Origin of the sequence: Micromonospora sp. NPDC051296 (assembly GCF_040682255.1) — a bacterium.
In the GTDB taxonomy this organism is placed as follows: domain Bacteria; phylum Actinomycetota; class Actinomycetes; order Mycobacteriales; family Micromonosporaceae; genus Micromonospora; species Micromonospora craterilacus.
Map to the genome: position 1 here is coordinate 1 of NZ_JBFBAO010000106.1, position 17,922 is coordinate 17,922.

The window sequence follows — 17,922 nt, forward strand, 5'->3', positions numbered from 1 at the left end:
GGTTCATCTTCCTGAGCGTTCTGTGGCAGGTCCTCAGCAGGTACGTCAAGGCGCTCAACTGGCCGGGTGCGGGTGAGTTGGCCACCTACTCGCTGGCGATCCTGCCGCTGCTGTTCTTCCTGGTGTTCCGGTATCTGCCGATGCTCGGCAACGTGATCGCCTTCCGCCGGTTCCAGCCCGGCGGCAGCATCTTCGGCGAGTACTGGGTCGGCCTGCGGTACGTGAAGATGTTCCTCAGCGACCCCACCTTCTGGAACGTCTTCACCAACACGCTGGTGCTGGGCGCGCTGACCCTGCTGTTCTGCTTCCCGCTGCCGATCGTGCTCGCGCTGCTGCTCAACGAGGTACGCGCCCGCAAGCTCAAGCGGTTCGTGCAGTCGGTGTCCTACCTGCCGCACTTCCTGTCCATCGTGATCGTGGCGGCCATGGTCATGCAGCTGCTGTCGATGGACGGGTCGATCAACCAGCTGGTGCGGGCGGCCGGCGGCGAGGCGGTGCCGTTCCTACAACGCCCCGAGTGGTTCCGGGCGATCTACGTCTCCTCGGAGGTCTGGCAGACCGTCGGCTGGGGCACCATCCTCTACCTCGCCGCGCTCACCACCATCGACGACGACCTGTACGAAGCCTCCCGGATAGACGGCGCCAACCGGTGGCGGCAGACCTGGCACGTCACCCTGCCGGGCATCCGACCGACCATGGTGACGCTGCTGATCCTCAACATCGGCACCTTCATGGCCGTCGGCTTCGAGAAGATCCTGCTGCTCTACAACCCGCTCACCTATCCGACCGCCGACGTGATCTCCACGTACCTGTTCCGGATGGGCTTCGGGTCCAGCAACTTCAGCTACGCCGCCGCGATCGGGCTGTTCGAGGCGGTGATCGGGTTGATCCTCGTCCTGTCGGCGAACCTGATCGCCCGCCGCACGGTGGGGACGAGCCTGTGGTGAGGCAGACCCGCGGCTACCGGGTGTTCCAGGTGGTCAACGCGATCATCCTGACTCTCGTCGTGCTGGTGACGCTCTACCCGTTCGTCAACATCGTGGCCCGTTCGATGAGCGAGGAAGCGTACATCATCTCCGGTCAGGTGAACCTCGTCCCGCGTGGGTTCAACCTGGACACCTACCGGCTGGTGATGTCCGACTCGATGTTCTGGACGAACTACCGCAACACCCTGGTCTACACCGTCGCCGCCACGGTCATCTCGATCGTGCTGACCACCTGCTACGCGTACGTGCTGTCCAAGAAGCACCTCAAGGGGCGCACCGCGCTGGTCGGCATCGCGGTGTTCACCATGTTCTTCAGCGGCGGGCTGATCCCCAACTACGTGCTGGTCACCAGCCTGGGGCTGAAGAACAGCGTCTGGGCCATCGCGCTGCCCAACGCGATCAACGTGTTCAACCTGCTGGTGATGAAGGCGTTCTTCGAGAGCCTGCCGGTCGAGTTGGAGGAGGCCGCGGCCGTCGACGGGCTGAACACGTACGGCATCCTGCTGCGGATCGTGCTGCCGCTGTCGAAGGCGATCGTCGCCACGATGGTGCTGTTCTACGCGGTGGCCTTCTGGAACTCGTGGTTCGCCGCGTTCCTCTACCTGGACCGGCAGGAACTCTGGCCGGTCACCATCTACCTGCGCAACCTGATCGCCGGTGCCACCGGCGCGGAGAACGTCGGCGCGATCGCCGAGGCCAACGAGGTGCAGGCCGAGGCGACTCTCAAGGCCGTGACCATCGTGCTCACCACCCTGCCCATTCTCCTGGTCTACCCCTTCGTCCAGCGGTACTTCGTCCGCGGCATCATGCTCGGCGCGGTCAAGGGTTAGCCAGCGTGTCCACCCGCCCCCCACCACCGAACCGAAAGGACCCGCCATGCCCCGCAGACCGTGGCGCCGCGTTGCCACAGCCGCCGCCGCTCTGCTCGCCGTCACCGGCATCGCCGCCTGTAGTGACGACCCGTCCGATGCCCAGGACCTGTCGGAGAACCGGGTCGGCGCGATGGCCGAGTACGCCGCCGGTACGCAGTTCAAGGCCACCGAGCCGGTCTCCTTCTCCGTCCTCTACAACAACCACCCGAACTATCCGCTGAAGAACGACTGGCTGTTCTGGTCGGAGCTGACCTCGCGGACCAACGTCACGCTCGACCCGGTCGCCGTGCCACTGAGCGACTACAACCAGAAGCGCAGCCTGCTGATCGGCGCCGGTGACGCGCCGTTGCTCATCCCGAAGACGTACCCGCCGGACGTGAACACCTTCGTCTCCTCCGGGGCGATCCTGCCGGTCAGCGACTACCTCGACCTGATGCCAAACCTCAAAGACAAGATCGAGAAGTGGAACCTGAAGCCTGAGATCGACACGCTCCGGCAGGAGGACGGAAAGTTCTATCTGCTGCCCGGTCTGCACGAGAAGCCCTGGCACGACTACTCGCTGGCGGTGCGGACGGACATCCTCGAAGAGCTGAACCTGGCGGTCCCGAAGACCTGGGACGACCTCTACACCGTGCTCAAGGCGATGAAGGCGAAATATCCGGACGTCTACCCGTTCTCCGACCGGTGGAGCCAGCCCAACCCGGCCGGCAACCTGCTCAACCTGCTGGCCGTGTCGTACGGGCTGGATGGGGCGGGCTGGAACTTCCAGCACGTCAGCTGGGACCCCGAGGCGAAGAAGTTCGAGTACACCGGCGCCACCGAGAAGTACAAGCAGATGTTGCAGTACCTCAACAAGCTGGTCGCCGAGAAGCTGCTCGACCCGGAGAGCTTCACCCAGACCGACGACGCCGCCCGGCAGAAGCTCGCCAATGGCAAGTCCTTCGTGATTAGCGCCAACGCCCAGGCCGTGGTCAACGACTACCGGCCGGACCTGGCGAAGAACGCCAAGGCCAAGATCGCGAAGATCCCGCTGCCGGTCGGGCCGGCCGGAGAGATCAACCCGGCCAGCCGCCTGGAGAACGGCATGATGATCTCCTCGAAGGCCCGGGACAGCAAGAACTTCGTGGCGATGATGCAGTTCGTCGACTGGCTGTGGTACTCCGACGCGGGCCAGGAGTTCGCCAAGTGGGGCGTGGAGGGCACCACCTTCGCCAAGGACGCCGCCGGCAAGCACGCCCTCGCGCCGGACGTCAACGTCATCGGCCTGAACCCCGACGCCCCGAAGCACCTGCAGAAGGACTTCGGCTTCTACAACGGGGTGTTCGCCTACGGCGGCACCCCGGAACTGGTGCAGGCGTTCTTCTCCCCGGAGGAGCAGGAGTTCCAGCAGGTGATGAACGCCCGGACGCCGAAGTTGCCGCCGCCGCCGTATCCGCTTCGCGACGAGGAGCGGGAACAGGTGTCGCTCTGGGAGACCCCGCTGCGCGACCACGTCTACCAGGCCACGCTCCAGTTCATCCTCGGGCAGCGTGACTTCGCCCAGTGGGACGCCTACCTGGCGGAGCTGAAGAGCAAGAACATGGACGCCTACATGGAGACGGTCACCGAGGCGTACGACCGCTACCAGCAGGCGAACGGCTAGAACCTGGCCGGTCCGGTCGTGTCGGCGCGACCGGACCGGCCACCTCCCCGCAGGCATCGAGCACGAGGACGGCGATGCGCAGCAACGTTTCGGAACACCCCGTTGGCCGGCTGTCCGACGCGTGGCGCTTCGCCGTCGGCACCGGCCGGTTCGAGCTGGCGCTGCGGCGCGACTACCAGGACTCCCTCGCGCTCCTGCAACGCGAGATCGGCTTCCGGCACATCCGCGGGCACGGGCTGTTCAGCGACGGCGTCGGCGTGCACCGCCTGTACGAGTACCGGGGCGAGCGCCACGTCCGGCACAACTTCACCTATCTCGACCAGGTCGTCGACGCGTACCTCGAACTGGGCATCCGGCCGTTTCTGGAGCTGGGCTTCATGCCCGCCGGCCTGGCCAGCGGCGAGCAGACGGTGTTCTGGTGGCGCGGCAACGTCACCCCGCCCCGCTCGCACACCGAGTGGGCCGACCTGGTCCGGGCCACAGTCGGTCACCTCGTCGACCGGTACGGCCTGGCCGAGGTGCGCGGCTGGCCCATCGAGGTGTGGAACGAACCCGACCTCACCGACTTCTGGCAGGATGCCGACACCGACGCCTACCACCGGCTGTACGAGGTGACCGCGCACGCGGTCAAGGAGGTGGACGCCGCGCTCCAGGTGGGCGGTCCGGCGCTCTCCCCCGGTGCCGGCGACGACTGGCTGCCCCGGTTCGCCGAGTTCGTCACCGACCGGTCGGTGCCGGTCGACTTCGTCAGCCGGCACGCGTACACCTCCGGGCCGGCGCAGCACGTGCCGTTCGGCGTGCACCAGACCCTGGCCCCGGCGGGCCGGTTGCTGGAGCAGTTCGCCAGCCCGCGCCGGCAGCTCGCCGGCACCCCGCTCGCCGAACTGCCGGTGCACGTCACCGAGTTCAACTCCTCCTACCGGCCGGACAACCCGATCCACGACACCGCGTTCCACGCCGCCTATCTCGCCCCGGTGCTGGCCGCCGGCGGCGACCTGGTCGACTCCTTCGCGTACTGGACGTTCAGTGACATGTTCGAGGAGCAGGGGGTGCCGACCACGCTGTTCCACGGCGGGTTCGGCCTGCTCACCCACCGCCAGATCAAGAAACCCACCTACCACCTGTACGCGTTCATGAGCCGGCTCGGCGACCAGGTGCTCGCCCGCGGCGCGGACCACCTGGTCACCCGCGACGACTCCGGGCGGGTCACCGTGCTGGCCTGGGCACCGGTCGACGTCACCGGCCGCGACCCGGTCGACGGGCACGCCGTGCGCCTGTCGCTGCCGGTGGCCCCGGCCCGCACCGCCTTCCTGCTGCGCTCCTCGGTCAGCGAGGAGGCGGGCAACGCCTGGCGGCCGTGGTGCGAGCTGGGCCGCCCGGCCTCGCCGACCGCGCGCCAGCTCGACCTGCTGCGGGAGGCCGCCGAGCCGGCCCGGCGGCACGCGTCGTTGCCGGTGGTGGCCGGCCGCGTCGAGCTGGACCTGCACCTGACCCGGCACGAGGTGACCCTGGCCGAGGTCACCCCGGTGACCGACGAGACACCACCGTGGTGGGACGAGCGCCGCCTGCTCGGAGGGCCGGCGTGAGCACCGCGGCTCGGCGTGAGTTCGGCGAGGGGCCGCTGTCGCGGGGGGCCGCGCTGGTCTACACGCTGCTGGTGGTCGAGTTGTTGCTGCTGCTCTGCGCGGCGCCCGGCCTGGCCGCGCTGTTCGCGTTGGAGCGCCACGTGAGCAACCTGCCGCTGGTCGCCGTCTGCGCGGCGCCGCTCGGCCCGGCGCTGTCCGCCGCGGTGTACGCGCTGCACCGCCAGCGCCTCGACCTGACCGACCTGCACCCGTGGCGGCTGTTCTGGCGTGGCTACCGGGCGAACCTGACCGGCTCGCTGCTGGTCTGGGTGCCGACGCTGGTGTGGCTGGCCGTCATCGCGGTGAACCTGGTCAACCTGCCGGCCGCCGGGGTCCCGGCCTGGTGGGCGGTGCCGTTGGTGCTGGTCGGTGCGGGGGTGGCCGTGGTCGGGGTCAACGCGCTGGTAATCACCTCGCTGTTCACGTTCCGGCTGCCCGACGTGGTGCGGCTGGCCGGGTACTTCGTGCTGCGTACCCCGGTGGTGGCGGTCGGCACCGCGTTGCTGCTGGTCGCGGCGACGATGCTCACCCTGGTCGCCTCGGAGGCGGCGCTCGCCGCACTCGGCTCGGTGTTGGCTCTGGCCCTGGTCCGCGGCGGCGAACCGATGATCGCCACCATCCGGAAGGAGTTCGTGACGTGAGTCTGCCGGTCACGCCGAAGGTGCCGTTCGGCGGCGACTACAACCCGGAGCAGTGGCCCGAGCCGGTGTGGGGCGACGACTACCGGCTGTTCGACCTGGCCGGCATCGACACCGTCACCCTCGGCGTCTTCGACTGGGGGCTGACCCAGCCGACCCCGAACGGGTACGACTTCTCCCTGCTGGACCGCATCGTCGAACGGGCCACCAGGCAGGGTCGGATGATCTGTCTGGCCACCGGCACCGGAGCCCACCCGGCGTGGCTGGCCCGCGCCCACCCGGAGGTGACCCGGGTCGACTTCGAGGGGCGTCGGCACCGGTTCGGGCAACGGCACAACTCCTGCCCCAGCTCGCCGGTGTTCCGCCGGCTGTCGGCCGAGCTGGCGCGCCGGGTGGCCGACCGCTACGCCGACAACCCGTCGGTGGTGGCCTGGCACGTCGGCAACGAGTACGGCGGGGCCTGCTACTGCGAGCTGTGCGCGGCGGGCTTCCGGGGGTGGCTGCGCGACCGCTACGGCACCCTGGCGGCGCTGAACACGGCCTGGTACACCACGTTCTGGTCGCACACCTTCACCAACTGGGACGAGATCGAGCCACCGTCGGCGCTGACCGAGCACTGGCGCGGACCGGACCATACCGCCTTCCAGGGCATCACCCTCGACTACCGGCGGTTCATGTCCGAGGCGATGCTGACCAACTTCCGCGACGAGAAGGCGGCGATCCGCGAGTCCAGCGACCTGCCGGTGACCACCAACTTCATGGGCATGTACCGGCCGATCGACTATCACCGCTGGGCGGAGCACCTGGACTTCGTCTCGTGGGACAACTACCCACCCGACAACAGCTCGCCACACTGGATGGCGCTGAGCCATGACCTGATGCGGGGCCTGAAGGGCGGGCAGCCGTTCTGGTTGATGGAGCAGACGCCGAGCATGACGGCGTGCCGGGACGTCAACCCGCTCAAGCGGCCCGGGGTGATGCGGCTGTGGAGCTGGCAGGCGGTCGCGCACGGCGCGGACGCGGTGCTGTTCTTCCAGCTACGGGCGTCGCGTGGGGCGTGCGAGAAGTACCACGGTGCGGTCATCGGCCACGCCGGCCGCGCCGACACCCGGGTGTTCCGGGAGGTCGCCGAACTCGGGGCGGAACTGGGCCGGCTCGGCGGCGCGACGCTGGGCGCGCGGACCCCGGCAAGGGTGGCGTTGCTGTTCGACTGGGACAGCTGGTGGGCGCTGGAGATCTCCGACGGCCCGTCCCGGCTGGTCCGCTACCAGCAGGTGGTGCTGGCCTACTACCGCGCGCTGCGGGAGGCCGGGGTGGACGTCGACGTGATCGGCGTCGGCGCGGACCTCTCCGGCTACCAGGTGGTCGTAGCCCCGGCCCTGCACCTGGTCAAGGACGACCTGGCCGACCGGTTGGCCCAGGTGGCCGAGCGCGGCGGGTCGGTGCTGACCACCTTCCTGTCCGGCCGGTTGGACGTCGACGGCAACGCGTACCTGATGGACGTGCCCGGCCCGCTGGGGCCGCTGATGGGCGTCCGGGTCGACGAGTGGGACGCCCGCGACGCGGACGTGGTCAACCCGGTCTGCCTGGGCGCCGGCGCCGACCGGGTCGAGGTCGCCGCGCGGCTGGTGTTCGAGCTGGTCATCGCCGAGGGCGCCGAGGTGCTGGGCAGCTACCAGGCCGACTTCTACGCCGGCACCCCGGCGGTCACCCGCAACGCGTACGGCGACGGCCACGGCTGGTACGTCGGCACGGCGCTGGACCAGCCCGGGGTGTCCTGGGTGGTGCGGCAGGTGCTCGACCACCACGGCCTGACCGGACCGTACCCGGACGTGCCGGGCCTGGAGACCGCGGTGCGGGTCACCGCCGACGGGACGCGGCTGCTGTTCCTGCTCAACCACGACGCCGAGCCGGTACAGGTGACCGCCACCGCCAGCGGCGTCGACCTGCTCACCGGCACCCGGGTCGAGTCCGGCAGACCACTGCGGCTCGACGGCCACGGGGTCCTCGTGGTCCGTGCGGAGTAGCTACTAACTGCGGCGTCAATCAGCGTTTGGTCACCGCCCGACGAGAAGGCTTGCTACCTTCATGGTGCTCTGCTGGTCTTACAGCAGATATGAGCCTGTATGGGTGTATTCCGTGGGCTTCGATTTGTCGGACATCCCTGTGCCGCCTGCCCGGTGACCGGCTGGCGTCCGCACGGTCGTGGCTGGATGGCAACGGGTGGGTCCGGGCGTGGTTGGCGTAGGAGGTTTGCGGTTCCGTGCAGCAGTCAGGCTCCACCAGTACGTCCGTCTCACCGCTGCCGCCGGACCCTCTTCCCGACGAGGACCTCCGTATCGTCGCGGGTCCGCGTCGGCTGCACCACGTGTTCGAGTCGGCGTGCGACCGGACTCCGTCGGCCCTCGCACTCGAGTGCGGCAGCGAGTTGTTGACCTACCGCGAGTTGGACGAGCGTGCCAATCGGCTGGCCCATCACCTGCGGGCGCTCGGCGTCGCGAGCGGCGCCCGGGTCGCCATCCTGCTACCGCGCTCGGTCGAGACGTACGTGGCGTTGCTGGGCGTGGGGAAGGCCGGCGCGGCTTTCGTGCCGATCGACCCCGAGTCCCCCGCCGACCGGGTCGCCTACATAGCCGAGGATTCCGATGTCGAGTTGGTGTTGACCTCCTCGGCGCTCGCCGACCGCGTGGGTAACCGGCGCGCTCTCGTCATCGACGAGTGTGCCGCAGACCTGACCGCGGTGCCGAGCGACCGGCCGGATCTCGGGCGGGACGGCATCCCGGACCCCACCGCCTACGTGATCTACACCTCCGGGTCCAGCGGTCGACCCAAGGGTGTGGAGGTTGCGCAGTCGAGCATCTGCAACTTCCTCGACGTGGTGCCCGGCGTGTACGACGTGCGGCCGACCGATCGGGTCTACCAGGGCATGACGATCGCGTTCGACTTCGCGATCGAGGAGGTCTGGCCGACGTGGTCGGTCGGGGCGACGCTGGTGGCGGGGCCCAACGACTCCCGCCGTCTCGGCGCAGAGCTGGCGGACTTCCTGGACGGGGCCGGCATCACCGCCTTCTACTGCGTGCCGACGCTGCTGGCCACGATTCCCCGCGACCTGCCCCGAATCCGGAACCTGTACGTCGGCGGTGAGGCCTGCCCGGGGCAACTGGTCGAGCGGTGGAGCCGCCCCGGTCGGCGGATCCTCAACACCTATGGGCCGACCGAGGCGACGGTGACCGCGACCTGGGCGGAACTACTCCCCGGACGGCCGGTCACCATCGGGCGGCCCCTGCCGACCTACTCGGTGGTGCTGCTGGACGAGCGGCGGCGGCCGGTCGCCGACGGCGAGGTCGGCGAGATCTGCATCGGCGGTGCGGGGGTGGCGCGCGGGTACGTCGGGCGCCCTGACCTGACCGCCGACCGGTTCATCGAACATCCGTTGGCACCACCCGGCAGTCGGCTCTACCGCACCGGCGACCTGGGTCGGCTCACTGCCGACGGCGAGATCGAGTACCTCGGCCGGGCGGATTCCGAGGTCAAGATCCGTGGTCACCGGGTGGACCTCGGTGAGATAGAAAGCGTGCTACTGGAGGACCCCGCGGTGGCCGAGGCCGTGGCGGTGCTCGTCCCGGTCGCCGACGGCCCGGACGCCCCCCGCGAGTTGGCCGTCTACCTCGTACCGCACGACGGCGATGCGGGTGGGCGGGAGGAACTGACCGCCCGGCTCTGCCAGACCCTGCAGACCCGGCTGCCCGGCTACATGGTGCCGTCCTTCCTGGACATCGTCACGGCGCTGCCGACCATGCCCAGCGGCAAGGTCGACCGGAAACGGCTGCCCGCGCCGACCCGCCGTCTCACCCGCGCCATCGGCCCGGTCGTGGCCGCCGCAGGCGAGCTGGAGGAACAGGTACGTGCGGCGTGGGCTGAGGCGTTCGGCATCCAGCCCGAGGCGCTCTCGGTCGAGGCGGACTTCTTCACCGACCTCGGGGGGCATTCGCTGCTCGCGGCGCGGGTCGTGTCGTTGCTGCGCGCCCGCGAGGTGGGCCTGAGCCCCGCGGTCCGTGACCTGTACGCGAATCCGACCGTACGCGGCATGGCAGCTCATCTTGCCGCCGCCCAGCGGGTGCCAGGGTCGACCGCTCCGCCTCGGGGCGCCCTGCTGCGGCACCGCAGCCGGCGCATCGCCCTGGCCGGGTTCGGCCAGGGGACGGTGATCTACCTGCTGTTGCTGGCCGTCACGTTACCCGTCTCCTACGTCTACACCCGCAACGACGGTTTCGTGTCGACCCGCGTGCTCGCGGAGCTGATGGTCGCGATCCTGCTCAGCTATCTCGGGGTGCGGTGGCTGCTGCCGGTGCTGCTGGCCCGGCCGTTGGCCGTGGGCATCCGGCCCGGCCGGTACCGCCTGTGGGGGCCGACCTATGTTCGGCTCTGGGCGTTGAATGTCCTGCTGGCCATCGGGCCGCTCGCCGTGCTCAGCGGTTCTCCGCTGATGGCCACCTACCTCCGGTTGCTCGGCGCCAGGATCGGACGCCGGACCATGATCGCGACCAGCGCGATCAGTCTGCCGACGTTGATCTCCGTCGAACGGGGCGCCTCGATCGGGTACGGCGCTTCGCTGCGTCCGTGGCGGGCGGAGGACGGGTGGGTCGTGATCGGGCGGATCACGGTCGGGCCGAATGCCTTCGTCGGTGCGAACGCAGTTCTCGAGACCGGCGCTTCGGTCGGGGCGAACGCCGGCCTCGGCGAGCAGTCGGTCCTCGTCCAGGGCGACGCGGTGCCACCCGGAGCGCGCTGGGCGGGTTCACCGCCGGCTCCGACCGAGCGACTCGCCCCCACCGTCGAAGCCATGCTCAGCTACCGCCGGCTACGGCACGGCTGGCGCCTGCACCACGTCGCCGCCGCCCTGGTCGGTCTGATCGGCCTCGAACTCGGGGCGATCGCGATGGTCCTGCCCAGCGTGGTGCTGGTCTGGTGGGTGCTGCTGAGCCACGGCCTGTTGGCCGGCCTGATCGCGACCATTCCGGCCGGGATCGTCTACGTGCTCACCGTCTGCGTGCTGGTCGCCGCCGGCAAGCGCCTCGTGCTGCCACGGGTACCGGTCGGCGTCCACCACCGGGTGCACTCGATGCTCGGCGTACGCAAGTGGATCGCCGACAAGCTGCTCGAGTTCAGCCTGACGTTCACCAACTCGCTCTACGCGACCCTCTACACCGGACCCTGGCTGCGACTGCTGGGTGCCCGGGTCGGTCCCGGTGCCGAGGTCTCCACCGCCGCGCACCTGGACCCGGACCTGCTCACGCTGGGATCGGAGAGCTTCGTCGCGGACATGGCCAGCCTCGGCGCCGCGACGTTCGCCAACGGCCGGGTGGCATTCCTGCCCACCACGGTCGGTAGCCGAGCCTTCGTCGGGAACGCCGCGTTCGTGCCGGCCGGCACCGTGATGGGCGACGGCTCCCTGGTCGGCGTCGGCACGCTGCCACCCGACGGCGGTGTCCCGAAGGGCACGTCCTGGTTGGGCTCACCGGCGATGCACCTGCCGGTACGCCAGAGCAGCGGCTCGTTCTCCGAGGAACAGACGTTCCGTCCGCCCCGCGTCGTGGTGGCCCGCCGGCTCTTTGTCGAGTCCTTCCGCGTCACCCTGCCCGCCTCGGTGCTCGGCGCCAGCTTCTACCTCTACCTCCTCGCGCTGTCCTGGCTCGCCAACGGACGGGACCTGCTCGTGCCGGCGCTGGTGTCGCCGTTCGTCGCGATGATGTCCAGCGTCGCGGTGATCGCCTTCTGCGCAGCGACCAAGCGGAACATCATCGGCACCTACCGCCCCCGCGTGGAACCACTCTGGAGCGACTTCGTCCGGCGCACCGAGTTCGTCACCGGCATGTACGAGGCCGCAGCCGTGCCCGCCGGCGTCGGGCTCCTGGTCGGAACGCCGTTCCTGCCGCCGGTGCTGCGCTGGTTCGGGGTGCGCGTCGGCAGACGCACCTGGATCGGCACCACCTACCTCACCGAGTTCGACCTGGTCGAGATCGGCGACGACGCGACCGTGGGCACCGACGCGTCGTTGCAGACCCACCTGTTCGAGGACCGGGTGATGAAGATGTCGGTCGTCACCGTCGGCGTCGGCGCCACGATCGGCACCCGCGCCATCGTGCTCTACGACGCCGTCGTCGGCGACGACGTCAGCCTGGGCTCGCTCTCGCTCCTGATGAAGGGCGAACACCTGACTCCCGGGACCCGGTGGCGCGGGATCCCCGCCCAAGGAGTGCTCACCCGTGACCCCGCCGAACAACTGGCGGCCTGACGCCCACCGCACGGCCGCACACCGCACAGCCCGATCCTGTCCAATCTTCACTCATTTGAAGGGAAAGACCGCGCAATGAACAAGGCGCTGCTGGTTTCCGACGCCGCTCACTACCGAGTCGACTACGAGATCAACCCGTACATGCACACCGAGGTGCAGCCCGATCAGGCGGCAGCGGTGGCCGAGCATGAGGGAATCATCGCCGCACACCGAGCGGCCGGCCGTCGCATCGAGTACGTGGCGTCTGCGCCGGAGTGCCCGGACATGGTCTTCACGGCGAACTCCGCGGTGGTGCGGGGCAACCGGGCCGTGTTGGGGGCACCACCACCAGAGCGCAAGGCCGAGCTGCCGTACTTCCAGGAGTGGCTGATCAACAACGACTTCGACGTCCTCGAGGCGCCGTACCCGTTCAGCGGGCAGGGCGACGCGCTGGCCTGCGGTGACCTGCTGCTCGCCGGCTACGGACAGCGCACCGACCGGCGGATGCACGGCCTGCTCGCGCGGGAGTTGGACTACCAGGTGGTGCCGCTACGGACGGTGAGCCCGCGTTGGTACGACCTCGACCTGGCGGTCGGCGTCGTCGAGCCCGGGCGCACGCTCGCCTACTGCCCACCGGCCCTCGACGAGCCGAGCCGCCGGCGCCTGCGCGGACTCGGCCTGGACCTGATCGAAGTCGATGTCCAGGAGGCGGCCCGCTTCGCGCTCAACCTGATCAGTGACGGCACCACCGTGACCATGACCAAGGGGGCACCCCGGCTGGCGGCCGCGTTGCGGGAACGCGGTCTGCGGGTCGTCGAACTCGACACGGCGGAGCTCGCGAAGGGCGGGGGTGGAGTCCGCTGCACCGCGCTGACCCTCGACTGCCCGCTGCCTGCGAGGCCGTGATGGCCGTCGCACTCGTCTACCGAGGACCGGCGACGCTGCCCGGCTGCCCCGAGGCGGTGGCAGCATTGCTCAAGTCCAGCCGGTGGGGCTTCGACGTCCGGTACGTCGGCCCGGACGAGGACCTGCCGCTGACCGCCCAGGCCCTGGCCCGGGCGGCGCTCTACGCCCAGCCCGGCGGCGGCACGCTGAAGCGGGGCTACCGGCACCTGAAGCATCACCGCGACGAGATCCGGCACTTCGTCCACTCCGGTGGGCGGTACCTGGGGATCTGCCTCGGCGGCTACCTCGCCGGGGCCACCCCCGGCTTCGCCCTCCTGCCCGGGGACACCGACCAGTACATCGCCTCCCCCGCCGCAACCGTGGACTCCGAGGACGACACCGTCGTCCGGATCACCTGGCGCGGCCGGCGGCGGACCCTCTTCTTCCAGGACGGCCCGTACTTCCGGCTGCGACCCAACGCCGAGGCCGACGTCCTCGCGACCTATCCCAACGGCAAGATCGCCGCGATGGTCACCCGCTTCGGTGCCGGCCGGGTGGCCGTCGTCGGCCCCCATCCCGAAGCCACCGACGACTGGTACATCGATGCCGGGTTGCAGGTCGCCGGACGGCTCGGCACGGATCTCGGCAACGACCTGGTCGATGCGGTGATGAGGCGATGAGCCATACCGTCCATCTCGGCCACGCCGCCCACGAAGGGGCCACCGGCGGGCCCCCCGTGACGGCGGGCCCGCCGACCAGGCGATCGCGGCTGCTCGGTGTGGACGCCGCCCGGGGCGTGGCGTTGTTCGGCATGATCGCCGTGCATTCGCTGTACGAGTCGGACGCCGCAGGGCGACCGAGCTGGTCGTTCACGATCTTCCAGGGGCGGGCGGCTGCCCTGTTCGCCGTGCTGACCGGGGTCGGGATCGCGTTCCTCACCGGTCGGCGGCGGGTCCGCCTGACCGCCGGCTCGGGTCCGGTGGCAGCGCTCGTCGTCCGAGCTCTGCTCATCGGCACGATCGGCCTGGCACTGGGCTACACCGACGCCTCCCTGGCGTCGGTGATTCTGCCCAGCTACGCGATGATGTTCCTGCTGGCGATCCCGCTGGTGTTCCTGCCGACCTGGCTGATCGCGTTCGCCTTCCTGGCCGTGGCTGCCGGAGTTCCCGCACTCCGCCAGATCCTGCTGCCGCAGCTACCAGAACCGACCTACCAGAACCCGGAATTCGCACACCTCGTCAACGACGCCGGCGCGCTTCTCACCGAGTTGGCGGTCACGGGAGAGTATCCGGCGATCGCGTGGCTGGCGTACCTGTGCGCCGGACTGGTCATCGGGCGGCTGACCCTGACCCGGCTGAGAGTGATCCTCTCGCTGCTCCTGACCGGAGTCACGCTCGCCGTCGCGGCGTCGGTGGCCTCATGGGTGTTGCTGAACCGGTACGACGGCTTGCGGCAGATCTGGTCCACCCAGCCGAAGAGCGGACTGACCTCGGCGGAGACAACGGCATTCCTCACGTTCGGCGGGGACGGCAGCACACCTACCTCGACCTGGTGGTGGCTCGCGGTCGACGCGCCGCACACCACCACGCCGCCCGCCCTGGTCGGCACGACCGGCAGCGCGATCGCCATGCTCGCAGTCATCCTGCTCGCCGCCCGCGTCGCACGGCCCGTCCCGCGGCGGATGATCCGCGTCCTGCTGATTCCCCTGGCGGCGGCCGGCAGCATGACGCTGACGCTCTACACCGCCCACATCATGTTCATCAACTCCCACCTCGACACCTTCGCGCCCATGACCGGATACCTCGTGCAGGTCCTGGCCGTCCTCCTGCTCGGGACCGCCTGGTCAGCCACTGCGGGTCGTGGTCCGCTGGAGGGGCTCGCGATGGTGCTGTCCCGCGGCGCTCGACGCCTGGCCACCCGGAGAGCCGGGCCTTACCCCTCCCGCCTGTCGAGTCACTGGGAGGAAGCGCCGCGCGCCGGCCGCGACTCGACCGACCTGCAACCAATCAAGTAGCACCGCGGCTGACCAGAGGCGGAGCGACATGAGACGGACCAGCCTGGGCCTACTGCTCGGCCAGACGCGGCAACTCAATCGGCGGCGGCTGATAGTCGGTATCGGCGCTGCCGGCACCCTGGCCGCGCTGGGGTGGGCCGGCCTGTCGGCGGTCTCCGCGGGCCGCGAGCGGCCGCTGGCACTGGTCTACCGAGGCCCGGCCGCCTGCTCCGGCTGCGCGGAGGCGGTGGCCGCCCTCCTGCGCAGCGCACCGACGCCGTTTCGCACCGAGTACTGCGGCCCGGGCGAGCAGCGGCAGATATCGCGGAGCACACTGGCCGAGGCGGTGATCTACGCCCAACCCGGCGGCGACAACGTCACTCCAGCCTGGCGGCAGTTGCGCGACCACGCTGAGGAGATCCGGAACTTCGTCCACGACGGCGGCCACTACCTCGGCTTCTGCCTCGGGGCGTACCTTGCCGGCGCCCGGCCTGGCTTCGGGCTGCTCGACGGCAAGGTCGACCAGTACATCCGCACCGACGGGGCGAGCGTCGACAGCATCGACGACACGGTGATTCCGGTTCGGTGGCGCGGCCGGACGCGGTACATGTTCTTTCAGGACGGACCCACGCTGGAGCTGCGTGCGGGAGTGCCGGGCACCGTGCTCGCGACCTACGACACCGGGGCAGCAGCTGCCGTCGTCACCACCTTCGGCGCCGGGGGTGTCGGGCTCGTGGGCCCCCACCCTGAAGCCGACCGGTCATGGTATGCCGAGAAAGAACTCACCAACCCGGACGGCATCCGATTCGACCTGGGCCATGACCTGGTACGAAGCACAATGGACGCTGGGACTGCGGCGTCTGACGGGGGCTGACGACGGTTCGGGAGCCTCGGCACGGGTGTCCGGCGCCGGGTCAGTGCAGCGGGCGGCCGTGGGCGTCGGGTACGCCGGACTTGCGGTGGAAGTAGGCGTTGACCTGGTCGCGCCACTCCTGGGCGCAGCGCAGCTGCTCGGCCAGGCGCTCGGTGACCCGGGCGTGCACGGCCGGGTCGACCAGCCCGGCGAGCCACTCCCACCGCCGGCACATCGCCTCGACCTCACGTACCCCGTCGAAGTGGGTGTCGTAGATGTGCTGGATGACCGTGCCACCGCTGCGCAGCACATGCCCGTACGGCACGTGGTGGAAGAAGAGCAGCAGCTCATCGGGGCAGGCGGCGAGCGACTCGTACGCCTCGGACCACGGCGGCGGGTACTGGCCGGTGAAGCCGGTGCCGGTGGCGCGGGTACGGTCCACGCCCACGCCGTCACGGTCGGCGAAGTGGTAGGTGCCCCACGGGGTGTACTCGTACCCGTCGACGTCGGGGCCGTAGTGGTGCCCGGGGCGGACCATGAAGCCCACGCCCAGCGGGGCGGTGTACCGCTCGTAGCTGCGCCACGAGTCGTCCATGATCTGGTGCAGCGTCCGCCGCAGCAGGTCGGGGTCGGCCGACGCCGCCGGGTCGAAGGTCAGGTCGAGCCACTCGTCCAGCACCGTCTCGGGGCGCAGCCCCGGATCCCAGGCGAGCCGGCCGAAGGCGTACAGGTTGGCCTGGGCCAGCGGATGCCCGGTCCAGAACCGGTCGTCGCCCACGTTGGACACCGCGACCAGGCCGCCGCCGTCGGCGGCCACGTCGGCGACGGTCCGCCCGTCGTCGCCCCAGGGGGCGAACCGCAGCAGCTCACTCCACCAGGGGGCCAGGTAGCAGACGTGCCGCTGCTGACCGGTGTACTCCTGGGTCACCTGGAACTCCACCGCCAGCCGGGTGCCGGGCATGGCCGCGATCACCGGCGAGACCGGCTCCCGGGTCTGGAAGTCCATCGGGCCGTGCTTGACCTGCACGATGACGTTGTCCCGGAACCGGCCGTCGAGCGGGGCGAAATGGTCGTGGGCCGCGCGGGCGCGGTCGGTCGAGCGGTCGCGCCAGTCCTGCCGGTGGTTGTAGACGAAGGCCCGCCAGTGCACCACGCCCCCGTACGGTTGCAGCGGCCCGGCCAGCAGGTTCGCCCCGTCGGCGTGGTCGCGGCCGTAGCTGAACGGGCCGGGCTGCCCCTCCGAGTCGGCCTTCACCACATACCCGCCGAAGTCGGGGATGCGGGCGTACACCCGCCGGGTGGTCTCGGCCCACCATGCCCGCACCGCGTCGTCCAGCGGGTCGGCGGTGGGCAGGCCGCCGAGCACGACGGGCGCGGCGAAGGTGACCGACAGGTGCACCCGGATGCCGTACGGCCGCAGCAGGTCGGCGATCTCGGCGACCTCGTCGAGCCGGTCGGTCAGCAGCCGCGCCTCGGTGGCGTGCACGTTGACGTTGTTCACCGACACCGCGTTGACGCCGCACGCGGCCAGCAGCCGCCCGTACGCCCGTACCCGGTCCCGGTCGCGCCGGGGTTGCCCGGCCCGCCAGAAGATCGACCCGCCGGCGTAGCCCCGCTCGACCTGCCCCATCACCGGGTGCACGTCGACGTTGTCCCAGTGGTCGAGCATCCGCCGACGCATCGCCGGCCGGTGCACCCGAGCCGGATGCGGTGGCCCGAACGCCGCCTCGCCGAGTCGGACCACCTGGAACAGTCCGTAGAGAAGCCCGGCCGGATCGTCGGCCAGCACCACCGTGACCTGACCGGGACGGACCAACGCGAAACCTTCCGGGCCGAGTGGCCCGCCCCCGGCCGCGTCGAGGTCGGCCCGAGCCGCGTCGACGTTGACCCCGAGCGGCCCCGGGTCGGCGGCCACGGTCCAACCCGGCCGCGCGGCTGCCTCGGCCGCGCCGGCCTGGGCGGCGGTCGGGCTCGCGCCGGCCTGGGCGGCGGTCGGGCTCGCGCCGGCCTGGGCGGCGGTCGGGCTCGCGCCGGCCTGGGCGGCGGTCGGGCTCGCGCCGGCCGGTGCCGGTGGAGGATTTCGCGCTGCACCGGGTGACGGTAGACGGCGGGCGGCCCGAGGTGACGTTGTCGGTGCCGGGGCCGCGGGTGGTG

General features: G+C 70.4%; 12 protein-coding genes. 11 read left to right on the forward strand and 1 reads right to left on the reverse strand.

The features are described from left to right. The first annotated feature begins 5 nt into the window (after positions 1–5). The 11 genes from AB0M52_RS13900 to AB0M52_RS13950 all read left to right on the forward strand — a co-directional run bounded on the left by AB0M52_RS13900 (position 6) and on the right by AB0M52_RS13950 (position 15,789). Positions 6–947, forward strand: coding sequence for an ABC transporter permease subunit (locus AB0M52_RS13900; protein WP_363953100.1), 942 nt, complete (start codon positions 6–8; stop codon positions 945–947). Further along, positions 944–1,816 (forward strand): carbohydrate ABC transporter permease, encoded by an 873-nt coding sequence (locus tag AB0M52_RS13905; RefSeq protein WP_363953080.1) that lies wholly within the window; start codon positions 944–946, stop codon positions 1,814–1,816. The genes AB0M52_RS13900 and AB0M52_RS13905 overlap by 4 nt, the downstream gene beginning before the upstream one ends. Before the next feature lie 46 nt (positions 1,817–1,862). Continuing rightward, positions 1,863–3,500: an extracellular solute-binding protein gene (locus AB0M52_RS13910; protein WP_363953082.1), complete on the forward strand. Its 1,638-nt coding sequence runs from the start codon at positions 1,863–1,865 to the stop codon at positions 3,498–3,500. A 74-nt stretch (positions 3,501–3,574) separates the two neighbouring features. Next, complete coding sequence (locus AB0M52_RS13915; RefSeq protein ID WP_363953084.1) at positions 3,575–5,086, forward strand: xylan 1,4-beta-xylosidase; 1,512 nt, start codon at positions 3,575–3,577, stop codon at positions 5,084–5,086. Continuing rightward, positions 5,083–5,766: a DUF624 domain-containing protein gene (locus tag AB0M52_RS13920; RefSeq protein ID WP_363953086.1), complete on the forward strand. Its 684-nt coding sequence runs from the start codon at positions 5,083–5,085 to the stop codon at positions 5,764–5,766. The genes AB0M52_RS13915 and AB0M52_RS13920 overlap by 4 nt, the downstream gene beginning before the upstream one ends. Continuing rightward, entirely contained in the window at positions 5,763–7,790 is a 2,028-nt protein-coding gene (locus AB0M52_RS13925) for a beta-galactosidase (RefSeq protein ID WP_363953088.1), read from the forward strand. Before AB0M52_RS13920 ends, AB0M52_RS13925 begins: the two co-directional genes overlap by 4 nt. A 341-nt stretch (positions 7,791–8,131) precedes the next feature. Beyond that, a complete protein-coding gene (locus AB0M52_RS13930) occupies positions 8,132–12,058 on the forward strand; it encodes a Pls/PosA family non-ribosomal peptide synthetase (RefSeq protein ID WP_363953090.1) in 3,927 nt (1,308 codons plus the stop codon). Between the two features lie 75 nt (positions 12,059–12,133). Then, positions 12,134–12,943, forward strand: a complete 810-nt coding sequence (locus AB0M52_RS13935; RefSeq protein WP_363953092.1) for an arginine deiminase-related protein — start codon at positions 12,134–12,136, stop codon at positions 12,941–12,943. After that, the gene (locus tag AB0M52_RS13940; RefSeq protein ID WP_363953094.1) at positions 12,943–13,602 is read left to right on the forward strand and encodes a BPL-N domain-containing protein; all 660 of its coding nucleotides are present in this window, start codon (positions 12,943–12,945) and stop codon (positions 13,600–13,602) included. The genes AB0M52_RS13935 and AB0M52_RS13940 overlap by 1 nt, the downstream gene beginning before the upstream one ends. Further along, entirely contained in the window at positions 13,599–14,936 is a 1,338-nt protein-coding gene (locus AB0M52_RS13945) for a heparan-alpha-glucosaminide N-acetyltransferase domain-containing protein (RefSeq protein ID WP_363953096.1), read from the forward strand. Before AB0M52_RS13940 ends, AB0M52_RS13945 begins: the two co-directional genes overlap by 4 nt. Before the next feature lie 28 nt (positions 14,937–14,964). Further along, positions 14,965–15,789, forward strand: a complete 825-nt coding sequence (locus AB0M52_RS13950; RefSeq protein WP_363953098.1) for a BPL-N domain-containing protein — start codon at positions 14,965–14,967, stop codon at positions 15,787–15,789. Positions 15,790–15,829: 40 nt separating this feature from the next. On the opposite strand, the gene AB0M52_RS13955 is transcribed toward AB0M52_RS13950, so the two are convergent. After that, positions 15,830–17,449 (reverse strand): alpha-glucuronidase, encoded by a 1,620-nt coding sequence (locus AB0M52_RS13955; protein WP_363953102.1) that lies wholly within the window; start codon positions 17,447–17,449, stop codon positions 15,830–15,832. Positions 17,450–17,922: the final 473 nt, after the last annotated feature.

What these genes read in the sequence shown, in the direction of transcription:
- AB0M52_RS13910 (WP_363953082.1), top strand. Translation starts at nt 1,863, where the DNA reads ATGCCCCGCAGACCGTGGCGCCGCGTTGCCACAGCCGCCGCCGCTCTG.
- AB0M52_RS13950 (WP_363953098.1), top strand. Translation starts at nt 14,965, where the DNA reads ATGAGACGGACCAGCCTGGGCCTACTGCTCGGCCAGACGCGGCAACTC.
- AB0M52_RS13935 (WP_363953092.1), top strand. Translation starts at nt 12,134, where the DNA reads ATGAACAAGGCGCTGCTGGTTTCCGACGCCGCTCACTACCGAGTCGAC.
- AB0M52_RS13915 (WP_363953084.1), top strand. Translation starts at nt 3,575, where the DNA reads ATGCGCAGCAACGTTTCGGAACACCCCGTTGGCCGGCTGTCCGACGCG.
- AB0M52_RS13955 (WP_363953102.1), bottom strand. Translation starts at nt 17,449, where the DNA reads ATGCGTCGGCGGATGCTCGACCACTGGGACAACGTCGACGTGCACCCG.
- AB0M52_RS13945 (WP_363953096.1), top strand. Translation starts at nt 13,599, where the DNA reads ATGAGCCATACCGTCCATCTCGGCCACGCCGCCCACGAAGGGGCCACC.
- AB0M52_RS13940 (WP_363953094.1), top strand. Translation starts at nt 12,943, where the DNA reads ATGGCCGTCGCACTCGTCTACCGAGGACCGGCGACGCTGCCCGGCTGC.